Origin of the sequence: Hymenobacter endophyticus (assembly GCF_032464715.1) — a bacterium.
GTDB classification, from domain to species: domain Bacteria; phylum Bacteroidota; class Bacteroidia; order Cytophagales; family Hymenobacteraceae; genus Hymenobacter; species Hymenobacter endophyticus.
Genome location: NZ_JAWDJT010000001.1, coordinates 416,084 through 436,482, shown reverse-complemented (window position 1 = coordinate 436,482; position 20,399 = coordinate 416,084). Strand labels below are relative to the sequence as shown.

Genomic DNA, 20,399 nt, shown 5'->3' with positions numbered 1-20,399 from the left:
CTTGGCCGGCGTGTTGGGTGAAACCTTGCTGCTACCTCTGACAGCAGGCACGGCCACCTCCTCGGGCATGCGGCCGGAATGCTAGGCGGTGGGCAGGTCGCCCCGTTTTCCAGCCGGATACTACCGCGCCGGATTGCGCGTTACCACGGCCGCTGAAAATTCCGAACTTACTTCCCATGGCCCTATCTATTACTACGTATTCCGTGCCGCAGCTGCGGCAGCGCCTGCATCTGCTACTTGTTCTGGGGGCATCTTTGGCCCTAAGCGTAGTGCTGGTAGTGTTCCGGGTATTCCTGACGCACAAAATTTCCTTTGTATTTCTGCTCTGGAATTTATTTCTGGCCCTTATTCCGTTTGGGCTCAGTACCATGCTGGGCCTCTCGGCCGGGCGGCTCAAGGCGCGGGTGCTGCTGCCAGTAGGGGCCACGTGGCTGCTGTTCTTCCCGAATGCACCCTACATTCTCACCGATTTGTTTCACCTGGAGCCCCGGGCCGGCGTGCCCTACTGGTATGACCTGGCCCTGATACTGAGCTGCGCCTGGAACGGGCTGATGCTGGGCTACGCCTCCCTGGTAGATATGCAGCAGCTGGTAGCGCGCCGCCTGGGTCAGCTGATAGGGTGGGGGTTTGCCACGGTAGCCCTGTTGCTTAGTAGCTTCGGAATTTACCTGGGCCGCTACCTGCGCTTCAACAGCTGGGATATTCTCACCAACCCGGCCAGCCTGTTTTATGACATTGCAACCCGCCTGCTGCATCCGGCCAGCCACCGCGACACCTGGGGTGTTACCTTGCTCTACGGTGTGTTTCTGCTGCTGGGCTACGCCACGGTGCGCCTGCTGGGCCGCCTGAACGAGGCGGCAAACGCGGAGGAATAGCCAAGTAAACCAAGCCTGACCTGACTTGACGAACGAGCTGATAACCCGGTAGCCCGCATGCCCGCGCCGCCTGCGCGCCAGCCCCCGGAACCGTAGTGACCAGTTGCCCGAATAAGCAAGGAGCGTAGTACCTTGCCTTCTCCATGATGCACCTGCAAATCGATTCGTCCGCTACCTCGGCCATGAGCTGGCCGCGCCTGCTAAGCCGCCGCCGCTACCCCGAGCAGCCCCAGCTGCACGTTGTAACGGATGCCCCACCCGTACGCGGGGCCTTCGTGCAGGACTACGACCGGGTGGTGTTCAGCTCGGCGTTTCGGCGGCTGCAACTCCGCACCCAAATCATGCCCCTCCCCGCTACCGACTTTGTGCACACCCGCCTCACCCACTCCTTGGAAACGGCTTGCGTGGGCCGCTCCCTGGGCCGGTTGGGCGGCCGGTTGCTGCTGGAAGAAACGGAGGGACTAGCCAAGGAGCTGCCTCATTTGGATGCTGATTTTGGCGACATTGTGGCTGCGGCCTGTTTAGCCCATGATATTGGCAACCCACCTTTCGGGCACGCCGGCGAGGATGCTATTTCCGCCTATTTCCGCTCAGCCGCCGCTGAGCCGTTTGTGCGTATGCTCACGGCCGCCCAGCGCGCCGATTTGCAGCAGTTTGAGGGCAATGCCGCCGGGTTTCGGCTGCTTACGCATACCTACGCGGCCCACAGCAGCGGCTCGGCCGGGTTGGGACTTACCTATGCTACGCTCGGGGCCTTTACAAAATATCCGCGCCCATCGTTGGTGCCCGAAGCCGACCGGGCCAGCGGTATTAGTGAGAAGAAACACGGCTATTTTCAGACTGAAGGGCCCCGCTTTCAGGAAGTAGCCCGGGAGCTGGGGCTGCTGGCCAAAACGGCGGAACCCAGCGAGGAAAGCGGCGGGTATTACCGGCACCCGCTGGCCTTTCTGGTGGAAGCTGCCGACGACCTGTGCTACCGCATCATCGACTTTGAAGATGGGCTGAAGCTGGGGCTGATACCCTGCCAGGAAGGCCTGGCCCTGCTGCGGGACATGCTCAGCGACGTGCCCGGCCGGCAGGCCTCGGTGGAGTGGCGCGACTGGCGGGAGGAGCTGGGCTACCTGCGGGCCCGCCTCATCAACCGGCTGGTGCAGCAAACTGCCCGCCTGTTTGCCGACCGCGCGGAGGGCTTGCTGCAGGGGCGTTACGATGAACCCCTGGTGCAGCAGCTGGAAAGCTGGCCCCAGCTGGCCGAAATGAACCGCCTCACCGAAAAGCACCTCTACCACAGCCGCCCCGTGCTGGAAACCGAAGCCGCCGGGTTTGAGGTGCTGGCCGGGCTGCTGGATGCGTTTCTGCACGCCACCTTCGACCCCCAAAGCAGTGCCCATTCCCGCAAGCTGGTGCAGCTCTTGCCCGAGCAGTTCCGGGCTGTGGGGCCCCAGCAGGAGGCCACCGCCTACGAGCAAATCGTGCTACTAACTGATTTCATCGGCGGCCTCACCGACCAGAACGCGTTGGGCCTGTACCGCTCCATCCGGGGCATTGCCTTGCCGGCTACTCGCTAAGCGGTGCACCAGCGGCTGGCTTACTGCAGCATATAGGAGGAGGTATCGGCCAGGTGACGGCGCAGTAGCAGCTTGTATTCCTGCAGGAGCTGAGCCTGCTGTTCAGCTTGCTCATTCTTTTTGAACAGGCGCACCTTGTAGCGCGGGTTGCCGGGCGTGCGGGTCAAATTCACAAATACCAACCCCTTGCTGGCCCGGCGCGTGGCCTCCCCACTGCGGATACGGGCTATGCGTTTCTGATTGTTGCCTAACAGAGCCTGCAGCGGGCTAAAGCCCACATACAAATTGGCTTGGCCGTTTAGGTGATACTCGCCCGTAACCTGCATATCGGTCAGGTTGCTGCTCAGGTTCAGGCTCGGAATCAGCAGGCGGCCCCGGTCGAGAATAAAGCGGGGCTGCACCGGCTCAAAGTACAAGTGCCCGGTCCGGCGCGGGCTGAACAGCCGCAGGGCCTGCATCAGAGCGTCTACTTCCAGCAATTCTAGGCTATGGATATCAGTCCGCAAGACGGCCTGCGTGCTGCGGAGTTCCGGCAAAAAAGTGGCCCCGAGGGAAGTCCGCATTTCTACTTCTGCCTGCATAGTACCCCGGATGTTGCTCGGCCCCAGCACATCAAAACCCAGCTGCTGGGCTAAAGCAAATACTTCCGGCAGCTGCACCTGCTGTACCTGTACCTGCGCGTGCAAAGGATGATTGGTGGTGCCGGAGTCAGTGTGCAGAACTCCTTTCAACTGCACATGGCCGCCAAATGCATCCAGGGAGCAGTTTTCTACCAGTGCCTGCCCGGCGTTTAACTGACTCAGAAGCTTGAAATTTTGCCCACGCAGGGCGCCGTAGCGCATGTGCTCGGCCGCTACGCGCACCTGTCCGGTAATGGTGCCATCCAGGAAGGGCGAAACTTGCCGGATTTCCCGCCGGGGCGTTCGGGCCTGCCCCGCCTTGCCCAACTCCGGAGCCGGCAGGGCGCTGAGGGCCGCCAGCAGTTGCAGCAGGCTTTGCACATCCAGGGTTTGGTACTGTAAATCGAGTTGGCCGGTGGCCCGCTGCAGCCGGCCGCTGCTAAGCTGAGCCTCGGCACTAATGCGGCCCTGCCCACCCATTCCCGTCCGGAATGTGAAAGCCGGAATCTGGAAATTTCCGGCCGTCTTTTTCAGCCGAAGCCGGAGTTGGGTCAATTCATCATTGGCCGGCAGTACCAAGCGGTCAATAGTAATAGAGGCTTCACCATTGGCCGCCAGTAGTACATCACGTAAGGTAGGGTCGGGTTGGCGGCGGGGCCTAGGGCGGGCACTGGGGCGCATGATGCGCCGCAATAGTTGCTGGTAGCCAAGCACCGGGAAGTGCGCCGATAGTTGTGCGGCCACCGGCTGCAGGTTCAGCGTATCGGTGGGCCAACTAACCACTCCCTGTAGCTGCCCGCCCCACATACGGGCCCGCAGGTCGCGCAGCTGCACCCGGCGGCCATCGTGCAGTACGGTGGCGGCCAGTGCCCGCAGCGTATCCGTGGCTATTACCAGACGTCCGCAGCGCAGGTGCACGTTCAGGCGCAAGCCCGAGGGCAATACGTTCAGCACTTTGCTGGCCAGCATCTGGTTGCGGGTGGAGCCGGGGCGGAGCGGGCGGGCAGGTTTGCGCCGGGCACGGGCGGCGCTGCTGCCGGGGGCAGCCAGCAAGCGGCGCAGTTCGGGCAGACGCAGCTCATCCACCGCAAAGGTGCCTTCTACCGTGGTGATGGGGCGTTGCCCGCTGAAATAGGCCAGCAGGTTGCGGGTGGTAGCGTTGGCCTGCACGTGCATACCGTTGAGTTGCCCACCCAGGTTTTCCAGCCGCCACATGCTGTCCTGTAGGCGTACCAGCACATTTAGCCCCGTCATGCGGGCCCGCCGGCTCGGAATATCAAACGCAGCCTGCTCCAGGCGCACAGTGCCCCGGGCCGCAATGGGTGGCAGCAGCGTGTCGGCCAGCAGGCTGCGGCGGGTAGCCCGGGCCGGAATGTCGGGTAGGTTACCGTTGAGTTGCAAATCAATGGAGGCCTGCCCGCCCCGGGCTTTCCAGAGTTCGGGAATAACCACCGACGCAACCGTCTGCAACTCCGTTCTTCCCTGAATATGGCCTTGCAAGTGAGGCTTGGTAAAATCCCGCACCGTAATGGCCGCATCTAGCTGCCCGGCATCTGAGTACAGTCGGCACTGGTCGAACCGCAGATAAGTAGTGTGGGAGTTGTGCGCCGGGCCATTATCAAATACGCCCCGCGCGTCCCAGCGGTTAATGCGCCGCGCGGAGTCGGCCCACTGCAGCTGGGCGTTGCGCATGGCAAAATGCAGCACGGTGCGGGGCCGGGTAGTAGGGCCGCTCAGCCCCCTGATGGAGTAATTGATGTGCGCGTGGCTGGGGCTGCTGGCCCCGCGCAGGTAGCGCTCCAGGCCCGGCGGTAAGGCCATATGCAGAATTTCCAGCAGGGGCTGATTGCCGGCAAAGGTGAGGTTGAGGCGGGTGCCGCGCGGCTCATTGAGGCCCGCGGCGCGGTGCGTACCGTTTACCAGTACAGTGTCGCCATTAAGAGTGGCCTGGGTACGCGCGAATGTGCCCTCGCGCTGCCGGAAATTGTACTGGTAGCGGATGCGAGCCACCACCGGTTCCTGCTCAAACAAATTGCCCCGGCTGCTGCGCAAGTATTCCAGCTGTCCGCGCAACCGGCCCCGTACCTGCGCTTGTCCCTGGCGGGTGCGCACCGTCAGGCGGCCTTGGTGCACGTAAGCCGAAAAGCCGCTGTTGTGCAACTCATTACGGTCAATTACGCGCACGTTCACCAGCACCAGCGAGTCCAGGTCAAAATGGGGGGGGGCTGAGGGCTGCTGGCGGCGGGGGCCTTTGCCGCGCAGGCCCCAGTCGTGGCCCGCCGAGTCAGTTAGCTGCCGAAACTCGGCGTCACGCACCGTCAGGTGGCGCACCCGAAACTCTCCCCGCCAAATTTGACGCAGCTCCAACCGAATATCGGCCCGGCCAATGCGCAGCACGTTTACGCGGCGGTGAAAGGAGGTATCAGTAAGGGAAAGATGCTCGACGGAAGCGGTAACATGAGGAAAGTCCCGCCACAGGGAAAAATCAATGTGCATGGGCCCCAGCACTAGATCCGACTGCCGGGCCAGCCGCTCCCGAATCAGGTGCTCCAGCTGCTGACGGCCCCAGCGCGTGCCCAGCAGCCAAGTGCCGGTTCCTACCACCAGTAGGAGCCCCAGCAGAGCCAGAGCAAATACGCGGCGAAGGGCAGGCAATTTCATGCAGGCAGAGCTGGATAGGACTGGAATAACGGGTTCTACGCAAGATACGGACTGCACGGCCGGCTCCGTCCGGGCGGCGGCTTCGCTTTACCCAACAGCACCCGCGTGCTACTACTGTCCAGCTACGTGTATTGCCTGATTTTGGTCTTTCAAGTCGATAGAAAATAAATATGACTGTCTGGGTACATCTATTTATATTAATTCTAAATAACTATACTTGCAGTGTAAACAACCTCCTTACTCCAATGGCGCAGTTCTTTCATCACAATGAGTTTGGCTACTGTGCGCGCTGCCCCCGCACGCAGCATTTGCACGTTTGCTTTGGCAATCTAGCACTGGCCGCCACCGCCGATGAGTTCCAGGAGTTTCGCCGCTACGTGAACGAAACCTGGCAGCACTACTGCCTCAGCACCCAGGACCCCGATGCCCGCAGCATTGCCCTGCGCACTCCCGCCCCCCGGCTGGCCCTGGTATTCTCCCTGATTGAACTCACGCAGCTACGCGACATCCTGGAAAACACGGCCTTGCTGCTGGAAGTAGAGCTGCTGCTGCAATAAGTGGGTTAGAGCCCTCAGTCAGGCACCCCTTCCGCTGCCCGGCCAGCCGCTGAAGAATCGGGTACGGAACCGCATGGCACCAAGGGCCCCTGCCAGTCGGCTCCGGCAGCTTCCTGAGTTCAGGATGAAACGGCTCCATTGCAAAGGCGAAAACTTTCGGGCAGTCAATGAAGTAGAGGTAAAAAGTGTAGCTCCCGGAGCAGATTTTCTAGTAGGCCTGTCAACTGAGGCTGCAAAAGCAGATGCCCGCCCTGTTGCGAAACCAGAGCGGGCATTTCAGAAACCAGGAGTCTGCGCAACAGGCCTTTTCAGGAAAGCCTAGTAGTCGGTGCGGCCTTCTTTCTGCTCCCAGGCCCGAAAGCCGGCTGAGGCTTCGTCGCGGAGTAATTCTATCATTGGGACGTGGCGTTGGGCCAAGGGCTTATCCAGTTCCTCGTAGATGAATTGGTCGTCGAAGCCGATGGCGGCGGCATCCTGTTTGGTGTTGCCGTAGAATACGCGCCGGGGCCGGGCCCAGTAAATGGCCCCCAGGCACATGGGGCAGGGCTCACAGCTTGTGTACAGGTCGCAGCCATCCAACTGAAAGGTGCCTAGCTCAGAGCAGGCTTTCCGAATGGCATCGACTTCGGCGTGGCAGGTGGGGTCGTTGGTACTGGTGACCTGGTTAAAGCCCCGGGCAATGATTTGGCCGTCCTTTACTACTACAGCCCCAAATGGTCCGCCGTGACCCGCCTGCATTTTTTCGATGGAAAGGCGAATTGCTTCGCGCATAAATTCTGGATTAGGAGCATCCATAAGAACAGAGGAACAACGCTAAGTGAAAAGCTACTGAGGCCCTACCGGCCAAAAAACTGCGCAAAATACGGCTTTTGCTTGGCTTGCCAGAGCTACAGCCAACTGCAGGCTCGCCTCCGCCAGATCTTTTTTTACAGCCTCATGCAACCTTACTACCCCCAACCCGACTCTATATTGTGTAGACACTATAGAGGCTTTCTTTCGGTAGCCCAACGTGCTGGAGGCTGAATTGTTGGCCTGATAGTTGTGAAAGGCAAAACCGAAAGAATAGTTTTTTAGGTGTTTTGGTTGTGGAAAAGGGGCGGTCTTGTGGACCGCCTTTTTTTATGCCTTTTCTGAGCTATAGAGGCTGTTTTCGGGTTGTGATGGGTGAGCAGGATAGGGTAGGTGTATACAATAATGAATGGTTATCGTATACAATATATCATATTCTTGTATACAGACTAAGCTACTGAATCTCAATGATGATCTTCAAAGATGGTTTATGGTATACAGTTATAGAATTGCACTATTTATGTTGCTTGGCTAGCAGGAAAGTATTGCTGGATTAATCTTTTAGCTCTAAAGATAGGGTGTACGCTTTGTCTAGCTTAAGATTTAGTTGATCTTGGTGGAATTTTGTCTCTCCTATACTGATGGACCTTAGCCGACATGAGGCTGCTTTGGTTTGGCAAGATAGATTTTAGCCGCATCGTACTACCTCTCTGAATTGCTATCAATGAAAGATGATACCCACGAGAATAATGTATATGCTCGTGATTTAAGGAATGCCATCAAGCATATCTCCGAAGTAGAAAGCGGCAGAAAAGGCTACTACTGCATGGGTTGCGGGCGTGAGATGCAAGCGAAGAAGGGAGAGGTATATGCGCAACACTTTGCTCATGACCCTAAGGATATCGCCCTCAAGGGCAAATGCACGTTTTCTGATGAGACTTATCGTCATGGGTTAGCGAAAGACGTGCTACAGATGATCAAGCAGATCAAAGTACCTGCTTTGTACAAGTATGTTAGAGAACAAGACGGTAAGCCGAGGAAAATCAGGGATTCATGGGTAGTATCGGCTCACCGAGTTGAAAACGAGCTTCCTTTCTTCGAGAATGAAGATGGGGTGGTAATGTGGGGACGAAATGTTGAGCTAGGGGAAGATAAAGGCAGGCATCTACTGATTCAGCCTGATGTTGCCTTTTTTGATGCCTCTGGTAAGCCTATTCTCTTGATTGAGATTGTAGCAACTCACAAAGTTGATCGAGAAAAGCTGATCAAGATTAGGCGTCTAGGAATTGATACCGTGCAGGTATCAGTACCTAAGGATTCCCCAACTGAAATTCAAAGCACCTTTTACAGAACCCTTCGCACCAAGTGGCTTTATAACGATGAGCAAGAGCAAGCTGACTACCTACAACTTCCCGAGGGAGGTGGAAAGGGAATACCACCTCTTGATGAGTTCCAAAGACAGCTTCTTAAGTCAGTCGAATCTTACCACTGCCGAGCGTCGCAAATTGGAAACCTTTTACGAGCAATTGGAAAGTGCGTGGACTCGGAGCAGTACCGAACCGCTTACCAATCACTTGTTGGAGAAATCCAGCGAGTTACGCTCAACACAGAAAGAGCTAGAGCAGAAGTGCGAGCAGTTCAGGCTAGACACGAAACAGCAATTGCAGAGGAGCTTAGACCACAAGCAGAGCGAATTGCACGAGAAGCAGCTAGACTTGAAGAACAAGACAGAGAGCTTACAGAGCAGCGTAGCGATTTGGAGGAAAGATATCTTAGAAAAGGAGCAGAGCTTGTCACAACACAAGCAAGCTATCAACCAGAGTGCCAAGCAGAGATTGAACGAGTTACAACTGACTTGGCAGAATTGGGAGCAGGTAGCGCTACACTTGAAGAGCGAGAAGAAGAGATTGCAGGAGAAGAAGCTCGAATTAGAGAAGATCTTCACAACGAACAATCAGCTTTTGAAAGCGCTGCGAGAAGAGAACAAGAAGAAGCAGAGCGACTTGAACAAGAAAGAGCAGGACTACCTGAACGGTATCGACAAATTGAGATCAACCTTGAACTCACGTTTAAGTCAGATGCAGAACGGCTTCAACAACAATCTGAAGCAAGTGAAGCAGGAATGCGAAATGACTTTGAAAGAGCTGGAAGACAATCAACTGACTCTATTAAGAACAGAGATTCTCAAGGAGCATCCAGTATCCACCGGAGAATTAGAGAAACTCTGGATAGCAGGAGACTTATCGACTCTATCGAAGAAGAAATCCCTAATCTTATCAGAATGCGAAAGGCTAAAGATGTTTTTGGCTCGCGAGCTTACAAAAATTGGACTTGACTACGACGACTTCTTAAATAAGGCTAATGAATCGGCATTGTAGATCCCTAACTTGTTTATGGGTATTCTACACAATGGAAGGATGGTACTTGTACAGATGAGCTGAGCAAATTTATTTGCTCAGCTCTAATTAAAACGAACCAAAGAGCCCCTCGATTTTCATGTTGCGATTGTGCTGTAGTTGTACTGCGCGAACATTTGTCAATAACTCGTCATAGCTATTTGAGCATCCAGGTATAGTTCCGATAGTAAAGAATGGAGCTAAAGTCTCAAAATTATCCTTGTTCATAAATAAGTTATACTCTACAATAACAGATAAGTTATTATACCAATAAGCATTAATGCTATATACTTCGTTTATATCACATGCGTTCCAGTGATGAAAACTCCAGAACGTGTTTAAATCAGTAGGGTCAGGCTTGATAATCAACGATAGATCAAACTTATTTAACTGATATAGTTGCTCTAGTATTTCACCAATCGTGTCCAAGTATATATTGCTATATGTTGTTGTGATTCCATCATAAGGCAGGAAGACGGTGGTTCGTCCTTCTTCACAATAATAGATTTCATCCTCAGATTCTGGGATAGAATCTGTATGATAGTAATACCATTCTGAATTATCTGTATCTGTCACAGTGCTGTTATTCCTCTGCATTTGCTTCTGGTCTATTTAAAATATATATATTGTATAAAATCATTCAGAGTAGTTTGAAACTATGAATGTATAAAAATGTAACTTACGTGTAACTGACTGGTTGTGAAAGATTTTATTTAAAGAGTAAATGCAGTCGTCTCAATAATAAATTAGACGTGCATCTAATTTATTATTGAGACGACTGCATTTACTAGAATGGCCAAGAACCGTTGAATTACTCCCGGTGTCAACGATAAAACTAGGCTTTATCGTTCTTAGCCTAGCCTCACCTTGCGAAAGGTTAGCGAAACCCGACGTTGACGTGTTACACGTCGCCCGTTGATGGTGTCATGTTTCACTGGTCGGATCCCATGGCGCCACTTAAAACGTGCTTCACCTTGTAAGATGATTGCACTCCCAGGCATTAGTATTTGATCAAATACTAGAGTTGGGTCATCAATGCGTGATAGGTTCATCACGCAAGCAGACCCCAGGCTTATCGAAATAATAGTATCATCAAAACAAGGGGTACAATCAACATGCGGAGCTATTCCTTGGCCTGGCTTATATTCATTGACGATAACTTGATCAGGAGGTGCGTCAGCGAAGTATCCTGCAGCAAAAAACTGCTGAGCATAGTATAAACACCACGAGGGTAGAACGCCGAGAAACTGCGACCTGTCAATGCGCCTGCTCTTGTAATCGTAGCGGTAGCCGTAATGTTGTACACGACGCTTTAAGTCGTCTTGCCAAGGGGATTCATCAATACAAGTAAGAAGTCTACTTTGGAGTCGAGTATCTACGTAGTCAGGCAAATACTGAAGACCAGGTATTAGCTCTACTGGCTTAGATGATACAATAGGCTCAGTCGGGTTGAAAAGCGAGAAGTTCATAGGCTACTTCCTCAGGGGTAGGCTCATATACACTGGCCGGGTTATTCTTATAGCGCACCTTACGTGCTGACTGTACAATGCTTCGAGTAAACCTAACTTCATCTTTCCACTGCACATACTTAAGATTTCGATCAGCACGATTAGGGTTCTGGAAAACAAAATACATTTTAGATTCTGGACACAGACCGCGCAGTTGATTGATAAACAAAGCCAGCTCAGAGACGTTCAACGAGTCGCTAGCAAAAAGATATGAGGCATTAAAGATTATAGGGTTGGTGACTTGGACTAGATTATCAATGATAGGAGCTAATGCGTCATCCCATGCACTGTAATATGCAAACTGGCTAGTTGGCGAAAATAAACCACTGCGCTCGAACTCTTTAGCCTTATCAAGCATCGCTGGAGCGATGTCGATGCCTACATAGTTTACGGCTAACAACTGACCATGTCTTTCCTGATATAAGTCAGCTAGAGCTAACCCAGAAGTCATTGGGCCACAACCTAGATCAACGAAAACAGGGCGTGCCACTTCACTAGTCAGCAGGTTAGGCAGCGAATCAATAACCTGCCCGAACACATAACGCGTGGTGAAGAAGTGTTTACGTAGATTATAATAACAATATAATAGTACGCGGTCGGCTGGTTGAGCAGCTGGCCTAACTGTAAGACAAGGCTCTCGAAAATCGGCCCGTCCGTAATTCAAAATCCGTTCTCGTATATCCGTGTGTGAATAACCTAAACGATAATCTCCTCCTCGAGTACGAGGGTCATTATCGACTGGTAGCGTGATGTACTGACGAAAGATTCGTTGTATAGCTTCTGTTGGATACAAAACAGGCGTTAATTCATCAGGATGTTCGGCAACAATGATAAGGCTCCCAGCTACCTTACCAGTAATTAATGACTCAATAGCTGGATGCTCTAGAAAAGAGTAGGTATGGATATTACTGGAATTTGCAAAAAGTGCTGCAAAGGCAGTTTCTTCAGCAAGGAAGTTGTGCATTCGCAAATGCATGCATCCTTCCTTTAAAAACTTATACGCTACTTGAACGACAGATGAAGTGTAGTCTTCATCTTCCTCAAATTGAGCTTGTAGCAGCAAGTCCATAACCAGTGGAAAAATGGTTGCGTAACCTGTGCGGATGTCAAGCAGTCCATGAATGAGCTCTTGAGCTCGGAATCGTAAGTTAATAGACGAGTTAGTAGGAAGAAGTGCTCTTATGGGAGTTATTAAAGCAAAGCTACCAGCACGCTCAAAGGCTGTAGCGAACAGCACGAGGGTTTGAATAATCTGATTTGAAAAGCGTTCGGTACTTTCTAATTCCTCAAATGCAGAGCACAATTTGAAAGCATAGAAGCATTGTAAAACCTCCTGTAAACCGTTTGGAGTCTTTACGTCTACGGCGAACAGGGCCTTAGTTAGTTCTTGACGATAGTGGGTTATAACAAAATCTAATTCAGCGGGTGTACCACAAGCCTGAAAGTGCGGTACGAAATCAGTTAATTTCATTATTCAAAAATCTATCGTCTAGCGTGCTTTTCTTGATTCTATAACTAAACGTAAAGCCTCTTGCTCTTCAGGGGTAAACGCAGACAATAGCTGCTGCTCGAAATGTGCAGGAGAAAACCAACGTGTCATTTTAACAATAATGCTCTCAAGGATGGCTGAGTCTACCGCACTAGGTACGTGTACCTTAAGAGGCAGCGTGGGAATGGAATTTTGCTCCAGATCACGAGTTGAGCTGCTATTATACTCACGGATGACTTTTGAAGCTTGATCAACTTTTTGATTAGTAGTCGTATAGCGTATCGTTTTAAGGCTTGGTGCATGGAAAGCACGTTGCGGAAGAACCAACTGATCTGAAACAAGTAAGTCATCCACTTCTAGGTATGTCAGTCTATCATGGATTGAATGTCCTTCAATACAATAGCGAAAAACAGATTCAATAACTACGCGATCAGACGGTAGGCCAATATCGAAGCGGAGTCGATGTAGTGGTTTTGCAGCGTCATTTAGTTCAGACAGCTCAATTTTAAGGTTTGGATCTTGACGAGTAAATTGAGCATAACCATAGTACAGGCCTAATACTGCCAAGAGCTGCTCAAGCAGCATTGGAGCGTTGAATAGCCCTCGATTTGTATACTGTGCAAGGTTTATTAGAACGGCCTGTTTATCCTCAGAACTACGAGCTCTGCCTGGTTTGTTACATAATAGAACTAGTGCTGTAAATGGTAGTGGCGGTATGTCGCGTTTGGTTCCGTCACTACTAGCTATGGCGGTTAATGCCTTGGAAAAGTTGGTCTGACCTTGCTCTAGATGCTTAAGTTGAGCTAAAGCAACTTGTAGTTGGGCAAGATCACGCGGTGGTTCAGGCTGTTGATGGCAAAGTGATTCTATTCTTTGTAACAACTTAATTCCCCAATCATAAGAGGCCTCTTCATCTTGGTAGATAGCCTGTACGATAGCAGTAAACAACTTTTGGCCAGCAGAAGTAGCCTTTTGCGGTCCCCTGCGAAGAAGAGTGTTCATCACCCATGCATTGCCGTCTTCTGTATGAACAGCAGTGTTAATTTCATGCAATCCAATTAGAAATTCAGTTGGAAAATCTTGAATATACTGCTCAGTGTTAGCACGCAATAGGGGCGCATGTTTGAGATAGCCAAACATGCCTAACTGACGATCAAATTGCCGAAGTTGATGAATAAGAACAGGATCTGATTCAGATACAGCAGCAGTAGTATCTGCGGTTGTGATGATCTTTAAATCATTGTCTACTACACCAACTAAATTTTTTGGGAAGAAATAGTTTTTAAATTGTTCAGCATTAACGCGAAATTCGCTAATAGCCTCAACTGAAGTGAATAGTATCCGTTTAATGCGCGATATTGGTATTATCTCGCTAAAGCAATATAATGAACCAACTATCTTCAGCCTACTGATTTCGTTCGGCAGCAGCAAAATTTCAATTAGAACATCCTTTTCAGTGAAATTTGCTAAGCGGCCACCAAGTAGTGGCAAATAGCTTCGATGCTGGGTTAATAAATCTCTGGGTCTAACAGATTGATATTCTTGATCTAGCTCTAATTCAAAAGGATATATTACACCGTGACTCAAATAAGTACCTAGATTAACGGATTGCATTTGAAGATAAAAGATATTCGAATCTCTTTCTAGTAATGAATCAGATATATCTTGATCTTTAGAATTAATTTCTAACTTAGGATTGCTGTGGCTATAGTTTTTACCTTTGTTTGTTATACTGTTTTCTGTAAAGTATTTATTGCTTGATTTAGATTTTCCTTCTGATTCATCCTTTATTGAATTACCGGCAGTATCAGAAGCAGAAAGTTCTATTTCTGCGCCAGACGAAAAGTAAACGGGCCTATCATCTAATTTATCATCAGGATCGTGAGAAACAAATATAGGGCTTGATTGTTCCTCAGTTTTGTTCGACTGGTTTAATTCGAGGCTTGTATCTGCAACTATATTTGTTTGCAAAAAGAGGTCAGCGGGATTGTTTGCTTTGACAAGAATATCCTGCTCATACTGCCTAATTGCCTTTATTAAATCCGCATTTGTTCTTGATTTCCCTTTATGATTGAGAACATCAATACCGCGCTCCTTGCACAAGTTGTGAATTTCAGCTTGTACTGGGTTGGCTTTTGAAAAGGGATAAGTTGAGGATTTAGGCATGTTTCAAAGGGCCTGAGCCGAAGTGGTCTAGAGAGGTTTGTAAACTTGGTGGATGTAGGTTTCCGGTCGAAAACCAATCAGCCATTTTGGTTTTTCTTGTGTAGAGTAAAGCAAAAATAGCTTCTGTGTTGCACGAGTACAGGCAACATAATAGTGCTGAGGAGTCTCTATATTTTCTTTATTCATAGCATACTGCATGCTAGGCATTATAATTACCTGAAATTCTAGTCCTTTAATGTATTTGTAAGTAGTGATAACAAAATTTTGCATTTTCTCTGCTTCTTTATCGCGCTGATAAATGCTCATATCGCTATGAAATCTGCTCACATATAAGTCTGGTCGATCTTTTTCCAGCCGTGCACGAATACGGCGGTGCCAGCTATCGACTTCGTGAGGGTAATAAAATAGGATAGCAACATTTACAAATTCATTGTCTAGCATTAAATCAATGATGCGCTCAAGAGTAGCATCGTCATCGGTTGTTTGAATTATTATTGGCCGCTGATCAGTCCCCCCTTTACCTTTTGGCATGTGCTCAAGAAGTACGGTAGATCGTGCGTCAGGTGGCATAAATTGCCGCGCAAAATCATAGGTTTCAAAATAATTGCGGTAATTAAACTGTAATGGTATTGGCATTAAATCGAGGTGAGATTCTAAAACTTTGCCAATTACTTCGCTCTGTGTTCCTTTCTCATAAAACATTTGACCGCTATCAGCGCCAACAGCAATTCTAGCTGCAATTGTAGGTAGTGCTTCAAATATTGTTTTCGGCAAGTCTTGGCCCTCATCTATGAGAATTTCATCGACTCTCAGCTTTGACTTCTCCATACGAACCACCATTTCAGCCTTATCATGACTTTCAGCATAAATTTCGAAAGAATCGTAAAGCCAGCGGTAAATAGTATGGATATGATCCTTTAGTATTGGGTCAGCAATACTGATGAGGCTGTACCGGAGCAAGTGTTGATAAGTCAACAGTCTCACAGATTTCTCCTTAAGTAACTGACGTGTAGCGCGCATCAGCGTTACAGTAGTCTTGCCACTACCAGGAGGACCTGTAACTAGCATATGGCGAGGTCCATTATATTTAATGGCACTAAGCATATTAAGGCCGCCCGGTGATTTGAGTATATCTTCTTCAGTAATTGTGTTGAACTTGAAAGGCATACAACCTGTAAAATTGATAGTGCTAGTATTGAACTGTTACTTGTTGGCGGACCTTCCTTGGGCAAAGCGTTGTAAAATGCCAGCGCTGGGGCGGTTGGAGAGTGACACCAGTTTATTCGCCAGTGCAATGGGCATTATCGCATTATCGTACATGTCGCAACGTAGTTTAGCTACGTTGGTAAGGAGAATTTGCAAGTCCTTGATAGAGCTAGCTACTGGCTTGACAGCTAAAGCCTGTACTGGTACAGTCACTACATAAAGAGCTTCTTCTGGTGTCTTGAATATTAGTTTTTGGCCGTAATAAGAAGTATAAGCATATGGGTGAGTATTGTTTGCTTTACCAGGTGTTATATACTTATAGATATAGTCATTGTCTAGCAACAATACTTGTCCAGGCTTTAGTAAATGAGAAATCTCCTTGGCATGCTCAACGAAAGCGCCACTTTTCTCTAGACCGACTAAGAACAATGAGTGATGGTATGTCTGCACAAAAGTAATCAGGTCCAACATGGGCTTGTGCATGTTGGCTGTTTGACCAAAAAATCCCAATGGTCCATCCTTGAAGAAAAATATTTCTTTGAGAAGGGCTGGACTATTGGTCAGGATGATGCGAATAAAATGTACTAATACTAACTGCTCCACAGCAGTTGTGACATAGCCCATTATTTGGCCTGCTCCAAGCTCGTCGTCAATAGCTTCGTGTAGGCGTAATACATCAATAAGTAGTAACTCTTGACCACAGCTAGTGCATGGCATCGAGAAGTTAATCGGGTGTAGTTTTGCTGATGATAATTCAGTGCGCTCTTGGCAATGAGGGCATTGTGAGAGTATATAAGTAGAATGCTGTTGTGCAGACGGTAGGTATTGACGAAAAATGAACCACCGAAGCGTATCAAGCATTGACTTTGCATCGCCTTCGCGTGGCGCAGCAAAGAATCGCTGCAAAGTCCGGCGAATAGAATGTGTTATACTACTCTCGTCTGCTAAAACATAGTTACGTAGAGGCAAAACCAACTTTAACCGTTCCATCTGGCGAAGACGAGCCATATCGTCCGGGTCAATAAACGGCGTTGTTTTCAGTGTATCTAAGTCGTCACGCCGAAAGTAGAGTGCGCCGAATTGGAAGAAACATAGGGCAGCAGATGGATGGCCTGACTCGACAATTATCTCCTGATAACCCCCGTCGAAAGCCATGAAGCTTTTGATGGGATTATCTATACACTCTTGATAATCAAAGAGTGTGTGCTGGGACATATCAATGGCGCCTGGTTTGACGCGAGGGGAAACCTCGCTCAAATACTGCTTAACACTGTCGTCTTGGATAACGTGACGGTGAGATGTTTTAGAAGCGCCCTCCATAGGGCGGCGACCAGCTGAATAACTCATTATGCAACTGGCGTTTGATACACTGAATCTGTGGACTCTACTGCATCAGGCGAAGTAGCAGTAGTTATTGTCTTCTTGCCAAATAGCTTAACCTGAACAGGTACGACAAATGGATTCGAGTAAGTTTTCATCCTTACGAAGCCTTGGTCGCTACTTGAACTAAAGCGAACGAGGCCCTCCGTGAAATCACCGAAGTCGTAATATTTGCGGAGTTCGCGCGTCTCATCTTCGTTGTTAAGATGCGCTATAAACCAGTTTTGAGTATTTTTTAGGATGTTAGAGCTAATGGACGAAACTTCTTGAGTAGCATAGGTCATACCAAGGTTAAGTTTCGCTCCTTCCTTTGCTAAACGGTTGTAAATCTGTGCTAGATCTTTGTCGTCTTTTTTAGGAAATAGGTTATGAGCTTCCTCGAAGTAAAATTGAATAAAGTTGTTAGGCTCGTTAGCTATAAAGCGAGCCATTGCATCCTGAAATATTCTGCGGCAAATTCGCTCGGAAAACATTCTCTGTAACGATGGATCACCTTGTGACAAGTCTGCTATTACTATTCCCCCTCTCCTTAAGTGTCTGACAATATCTTCTTCGAATGGCTTGCCATCCTGTTCAGTATGTTGGTTACGAATACCATTTAATTTCTGGTATCCACTTACGATAGCAGATGTTGGTGTCTTTTTTTGAGTGAGCATGACCAGCATTGCCTTCAGCCCTTCATCTGCCCATTCATGGCCTTCATCTGCTAAGTAATTTGAGAAGAAGGGATGTGTAGTATAGTTAGCCCAAATAGTTGTCCACCACTTTATAGCATCGTCCAACTTAATGCCTTTCGCAGGATGAATACCTCCAGCAAGAGCATCTAACTCAGCATTACCTGAAAAGTAAACTTTGAAGTTATCTGGCTCCTGATAATCTGCCTTCTTAAGGCAACATAGATATGCCGCTTTCCTTCGATCATATCGAGTTGCTGGTGAGCCAAATCTATCCTTATCGTAAGTATCAGGGCGGGTCATATCGACAGCTAAGAAGCTTTTGATATAGTCACCAGATTCATCTGATAAATATGTTTTTACGAGTTCAAACCCTGAATCTACATCGTTATAAAAGTTGACTTTCATAACGCGGAAATCAGGTTTGTTAATTACACTATATCTCTGAGTCTTATTGGAATATATTTCGAATATTGCAGTGCCTTTATCCTGCATATTCGGGTTAGCGTACTCCCCATTAACGTCAAATATTATTTGCCCTGCACGATATCGAGGTCTACTGGCTTCAAACGGTTCAAGTGCCATTAGCTCATCATCCGTAATCTTCATCCCTTCCGGACGCAGTTTAGGTAAAGTTCTATTGATGGCTAGGCCGCTCATGTTTTCAGTTGCCTCAATAATTATTTTTACGGTATTAGACTTACCGGTTCGCGTCATACCGAACATTGCTGTGCGTTTACCCAAGAAATCTTTTGGGGTCACATAGACTGGTACATTCGCAGCAGCTTCTTGAAATCGCCGAGTGGAGCTATACCGAACAGTGCCTAGCTCAATATCAGTGGCAGCGCCTGTGATTTCTCCCTTTCGGAAATTGACAATCTTCTCCAACACTTTGGCGTTGGGCTTGATGACCTTGTAATGATGAGCGCTCATGAAGTTCTCAACATCGGCGCCAAAGCATGTTTCTGCTTTCTGATCGGCGTAAAAGGTGCCAAGTACACGACACTCAATTCCAGAAAATGAAAATTCATACCGGGTGAACTCATCTACATTTACCTTACGTCCCTCAGATGATAGCCCCTCTTTGTAAAACTCTACCATTGAGGATACCACATCTGAATCAGTAGGTAGCGAGGTAGGCCCAAGTACGCGTAGCAAAATAGCTTCTTGAACCTCGGCATCATTCGAGTTAGTGTAATAGGCTAATAAAAAAGAGCCCTGTGGCAAGCCACCAGCTTTCATCTTCCACGCATCAGCAACCAATAGCCGAGCCTTGTCATAGTCGATGTAAAATGGGTTGCCTACGAAGGTTCCCGTTTTAGGCATCTGTGTTGCTGCATCTTGTTCAAATAAATCTATACTAGCTAGCTTGTTGAGAATGGATGTAAAACCTGTATTCATAAGAGTGTTGTAAAAGAGATTTAGGATTATTTGATTGTCGACGCTTTTTTTGGCTTGAGAACATCTTCAAAGCGAAGCTTGGCTTGGTTTGCGTAACTCTCTTGTATTTCGATACCAACCCAACGGCGGCCTAAGTGCTCAGCTACCGCACCAGTGGTACAGCTGCCTGCGAAGGGATCTAGTATCAAATCCCCTGGCTCAGTCAGCAATTCAGTATAGAAAGAAACTAGACCTTCAGGCATTCTAGCTGGATGAGGTGTAATCCCTTCACGGCGACAGGCCTGCGAAAAAGCATCGGATGAGCGTGTGTTAGCAATGCGAAATGCATTAGGGAGGCGAGGCTCATCACCGGGATGAATAGGCTCTATTTCAAAGAGATTTTGAGCAATAGACCCACCATGATCGGTAAGAAAGCTAGTTTCGCTCAGAACATGTTCTGAGGGGCGTTTACCAGCATTGTAGGATTGACGTTTCAACAAACGCTCCATACTAGCACTGTAAGGACGCAGCGCTCGGCGGTTATCGGCTTTGGGATAGTCGGACTTGGCTAGCCACCAAACATGGGTATAAGAATCTGTCATCCGAACCCTATTTATAGTTACCCACTGTGCAGGGGAAGGTAATCGAGCAGGGTTATAGCATACAGACTCTTGACAAAGGCGCAAACCAGCATCTGGATGCTCCGCAAAGTCAAGTAAACACCGAAGGGGGAGGAGTGACTGTACTGGACGTTCAGATTCCCAAGCATTTCCTATTTCAATGACAATCGATCCATCAGGGGCTAAGAGGTCAGCGAAAACAGGGGCTAAGCTTACGAACCAATCTTTATATAACTCTCCCACCTTATTTCCATAGCTTTTCTTTTGGTTAAGTGGAAATGGAGGTGAAGTCATAATGAGATTCACTTTGCCCTTCAGTGACTTACCAACGCTACCACGTAATAGGCTTTCAGATTCACCAAGATATAATTTGCCTAATTTTGTATTGAAAAATGATTTCATTGTCAAGCTGTTGAGTAATGTTTTAGGCGAGGGTAGTTGAAAGGCAAATCCAAGATAAGACAAGTAATCGTGGTGACAGTTGTTGATAAAGGCATAGGAAGATAAAAG

At 48.9% G+C, this 20,399-nt stretch carries 14 protein-coding genes; 4 read left to right on the top strand and 10 right to left on the bottom strand.

What is annotated here, in order from left to right; translation table 11 throughout:
* Positions 1-176: 176 nt before the first annotated feature.
* Together ROI90_RS01800 and dgt are read left to right on the top strand one after the other, a co-directional pair.
* Positions 177-875: a DUF1361 domain-containing protein gene (locus ROI90_RS01800; protein ID WP_315996627.1), complete on the top strand. Its 699-nt coding sequence runs from the start codon at positions 177-179 to the stop codon at positions 873-875.
* Positions 876-1,018: 143 nt separating this feature from the next.
* The gene (gene dgt / locus ROI90_RS01795) at positions 1,019-2,443 is read left to right on the top strand and encodes a dGTP triphosphohydrolase (RefSeq protein WP_315996626.1); all 1,425 of its coding nucleotides are present in this window, start codon (positions 1,019-1,021) and stop codon (positions 2,441-2,443) included.
* Positions 2,444-2,463: 20 nt separating this feature from the next.
* Here the strand turns inward: dgt and ROI90_RS01790 are convergent, their stop codons facing one another.
* Positions 2,464-5,724, bottom strand: a complete 3,261-nt coding sequence (locus ROI90_RS01790; RefSeq protein ID WP_315996625.1) for an AsmA-like C-terminal region-containing protein — start codon at positions 5,722-5,724, stop codon at positions 2,464-2,466.
* A gap of 245 nt (positions 5,725-5,969) precedes the next feature.
* Between ROI90_RS01790 and ROI90_RS01785 the strand changes: the two genes are divergently transcribed.
* Positions 5,970-6,281: a DUF6686 family protein gene (locus ROI90_RS01785; RefSeq protein ID WP_315996624.1), complete on the top strand. Its 312-nt coding sequence runs from the start codon at positions 5,970-5,972 to the stop codon at positions 6,279-6,281.
* A gap of 318 nt (positions 6,282-6,599) precedes the next feature.
* Here the strand turns inward: ROI90_RS01785 and ROI90_RS01780 are convergent, their stop codons facing one another.
* Positions 6,600-7,052 (bottom strand): nucleoside deaminase, encoded by a 453-nt coding sequence (locus ROI90_RS01780; protein WP_315996623.1) that lies wholly within the window; start codon positions 7,050-7,052, stop codon positions 6,600-6,602.
* 742 nt (positions 7,053-7,794) lie between these two features.
* Here ROI90_RS01780 and ROI90_RS01775 point away from each other — a divergent pair.
* Positions 7,795-9,405 carry a competence protein CoiA family protein gene (locus ROI90_RS01775; protein ID WP_315996622.1) on the top strand — a complete coding sequence of 537 codons (1,611 nt, stop codon included), beginning with the start codon at positions 7,795-7,797 and terminating at the stop codon, positions 9,403-9,405.
* Between the two features lie 130 nt (positions 9,406-9,535).
* Here the strand turns inward: ROI90_RS01775 and ROI90_RS01770 are convergent, their stop codons facing one another.
* The 8 genes from ROI90_RS01770 to ROI90_RS01735 form a co-directional block, all read right to left on the bottom strand.
* A complete protein-coding gene (locus ROI90_RS01770) occupies positions 9,536-10,042 on the bottom strand; it encodes a hypothetical protein (RefSeq protein WP_315996621.1) in 507 nt (168 codons plus the stop codon).
* A gap of 275 nt (positions 10,043-10,317) precedes the next feature.
* Positions 10,318-10,935, bottom strand: coding sequence for an alpha-ketoglutarate-dependent dioxygenase AlkB (locus ROI90_RS01765; RefSeq protein WP_315996620.1), 618 nt, complete (start codon positions 10,933-10,935; stop codon positions 10,318-10,320).
* Positions 10,907-12,445 carry a class I SAM-dependent methyltransferase gene (locus tag ROI90_RS01760; RefSeq protein WP_315996619.1) on the bottom strand — a complete coding sequence of 513 codons (1,539 nt, stop codon included), beginning with the start codon at positions 12,443-12,445 and terminating at the stop codon, positions 10,907-10,909. The genes ROI90_RS01765 and ROI90_RS01760 overlap by 29 nt, the downstream gene beginning before the upstream one ends.
* An 18-nt stretch (positions 12,446-12,463) precedes the next feature.
* Positions 12,464-14,629 (bottom strand): hypothetical protein, encoded by a 2,166-nt coding sequence (locus ROI90_RS01755; RefSeq protein ID WP_315996618.1) that lies wholly within the window; start codon positions 14,627-14,629, stop codon positions 12,464-12,466.
* Between the two features lie 27 nt (positions 14,630-14,656).
* Entirely contained in the window at positions 14,657-15,796 is a 1,140-nt protein-coding gene (locus ROI90_RS01750; RefSeq protein ID WP_315996617.1) for an AAA family ATPase, read from the bottom strand.
* Between the two features lie 36 nt (positions 15,797-15,832).
* Positions 15,833-17,155 (bottom strand): hypothetical protein, encoded by a 1,323-nt coding sequence (locus ROI90_RS01745; protein WP_315996616.1) that lies wholly within the window; start codon positions 17,153-17,155, stop codon positions 15,833-15,835.
* 26 nt (positions 17,156-17,181) lie between these two features.
* Positions 17,182-19,290, bottom strand: a complete 2,109-nt coding sequence (locus tag ROI90_RS01740; protein ID WP_315996615.1) for an ATP-binding protein — start codon at positions 19,288-19,290, stop codon at positions 17,182-17,184.
* Between the two features lie 26 nt (positions 19,291-19,316).
* Complete coding sequence (locus ROI90_RS01735) at positions 19,317-20,291, bottom strand: DNA-methyltransferase (RefSeq protein ID WP_315996614.1); 975 nt, start codon at positions 20,289-20,291, stop codon at positions 19,317-19,319.
* Positions 20,292-20,399: the final 108 nt, after the last annotated feature.

What these genes read in the sequence shown, in the direction of transcription:
- ROI90_RS01800 (WP_315996627.1), top strand. Translation starts at nt 177, where the DNA reads ATGGCCCTATCTATTACTACGTATTCCGTGCCGCAGCTGCGGCAGCGC.
- dgt (WP_315996626.1), top strand. Translation starts at nt 1,019, where the DNA reads ATGATGCACCTGCAAATCGATTCGTCCGCTACCTCGGCCATGAGCTGG.
- ROI90_RS01760 (WP_315996619.1), bottom strand. Translation starts at nt 12,445, where the DNA reads ATGAAATTAACTGATTTCGTACCGCACTTTCAGGCTTGTGGTACACCC.
- ROI90_RS01780 (WP_315996623.1), bottom strand. Translation starts at nt 7,052, where the DNA reads ATGCGCGAAGCAATTCGCCTTTCCATCGAAAAAATGCAGGCGGGTCAC.
- ROI90_RS01740 (WP_315996615.1), bottom strand. Translation starts at nt 19,290, where the DNA reads ATGAATACAGGTTTTACATCCATTCTCAACAAGCTAGCTAGTATAGAT.
- ROI90_RS01790 (WP_315996625.1), bottom strand. Translation starts at nt 5,724, where the DNA reads ATGAAATTGCCTGCCCTTCGCCGCGTATTTGCTCTGGCTCTGCTGGGG.
- ROI90_RS01750 (WP_315996617.1), bottom strand. Translation starts at nt 15,796, where the DNA reads ATGCCTTTCAAGTTCAACACAATTACTGAAGAAGATATACTCAAATCA.
- ROI90_RS01765 (WP_315996620.1), bottom strand. Translation starts at nt 10,935, where the DNA reads ATGAACTTCTCGCTTTTCAACCCGACTGAGCCTATTGTATCATCTAAG.
- ROI90_RS01785 (WP_315996624.1), top strand. Translation starts at nt 5,970, where the DNA reads ATGGCGCAGTTCTTTCATCACAATGAGTTTGGCTACTGTGCGCGCTGC.
- ROI90_RS01735 (WP_315996614.1), bottom strand. Translation starts at nt 20,291, where the DNA reads ATGAAATCATTTTTCAATACAAAATTAGGCAAATTATATCTTGGTGAA.
- ROI90_RS01755 (WP_315996618.1), bottom strand. Translation starts at nt 14,629, where the DNA reads ATGCCTAAATCCTCAACTTATCCCTTTTCAAAAGCCAACCCAGTACAA.
- ROI90_RS01775 (WP_315996622.1), top strand. Translation starts at nt 7,795, where the DNA reads ATGAAAGATGATACCCACGAGAATAATGTATATGCTCGTGATTTAAGG.
- ROI90_RS01745 (WP_315996616.1), bottom strand. Translation starts at nt 17,155, where the DNA reads ATGGAGGGCGCTTCTAAAACATCTCACCGTCACGTTATCCAAGACGAC.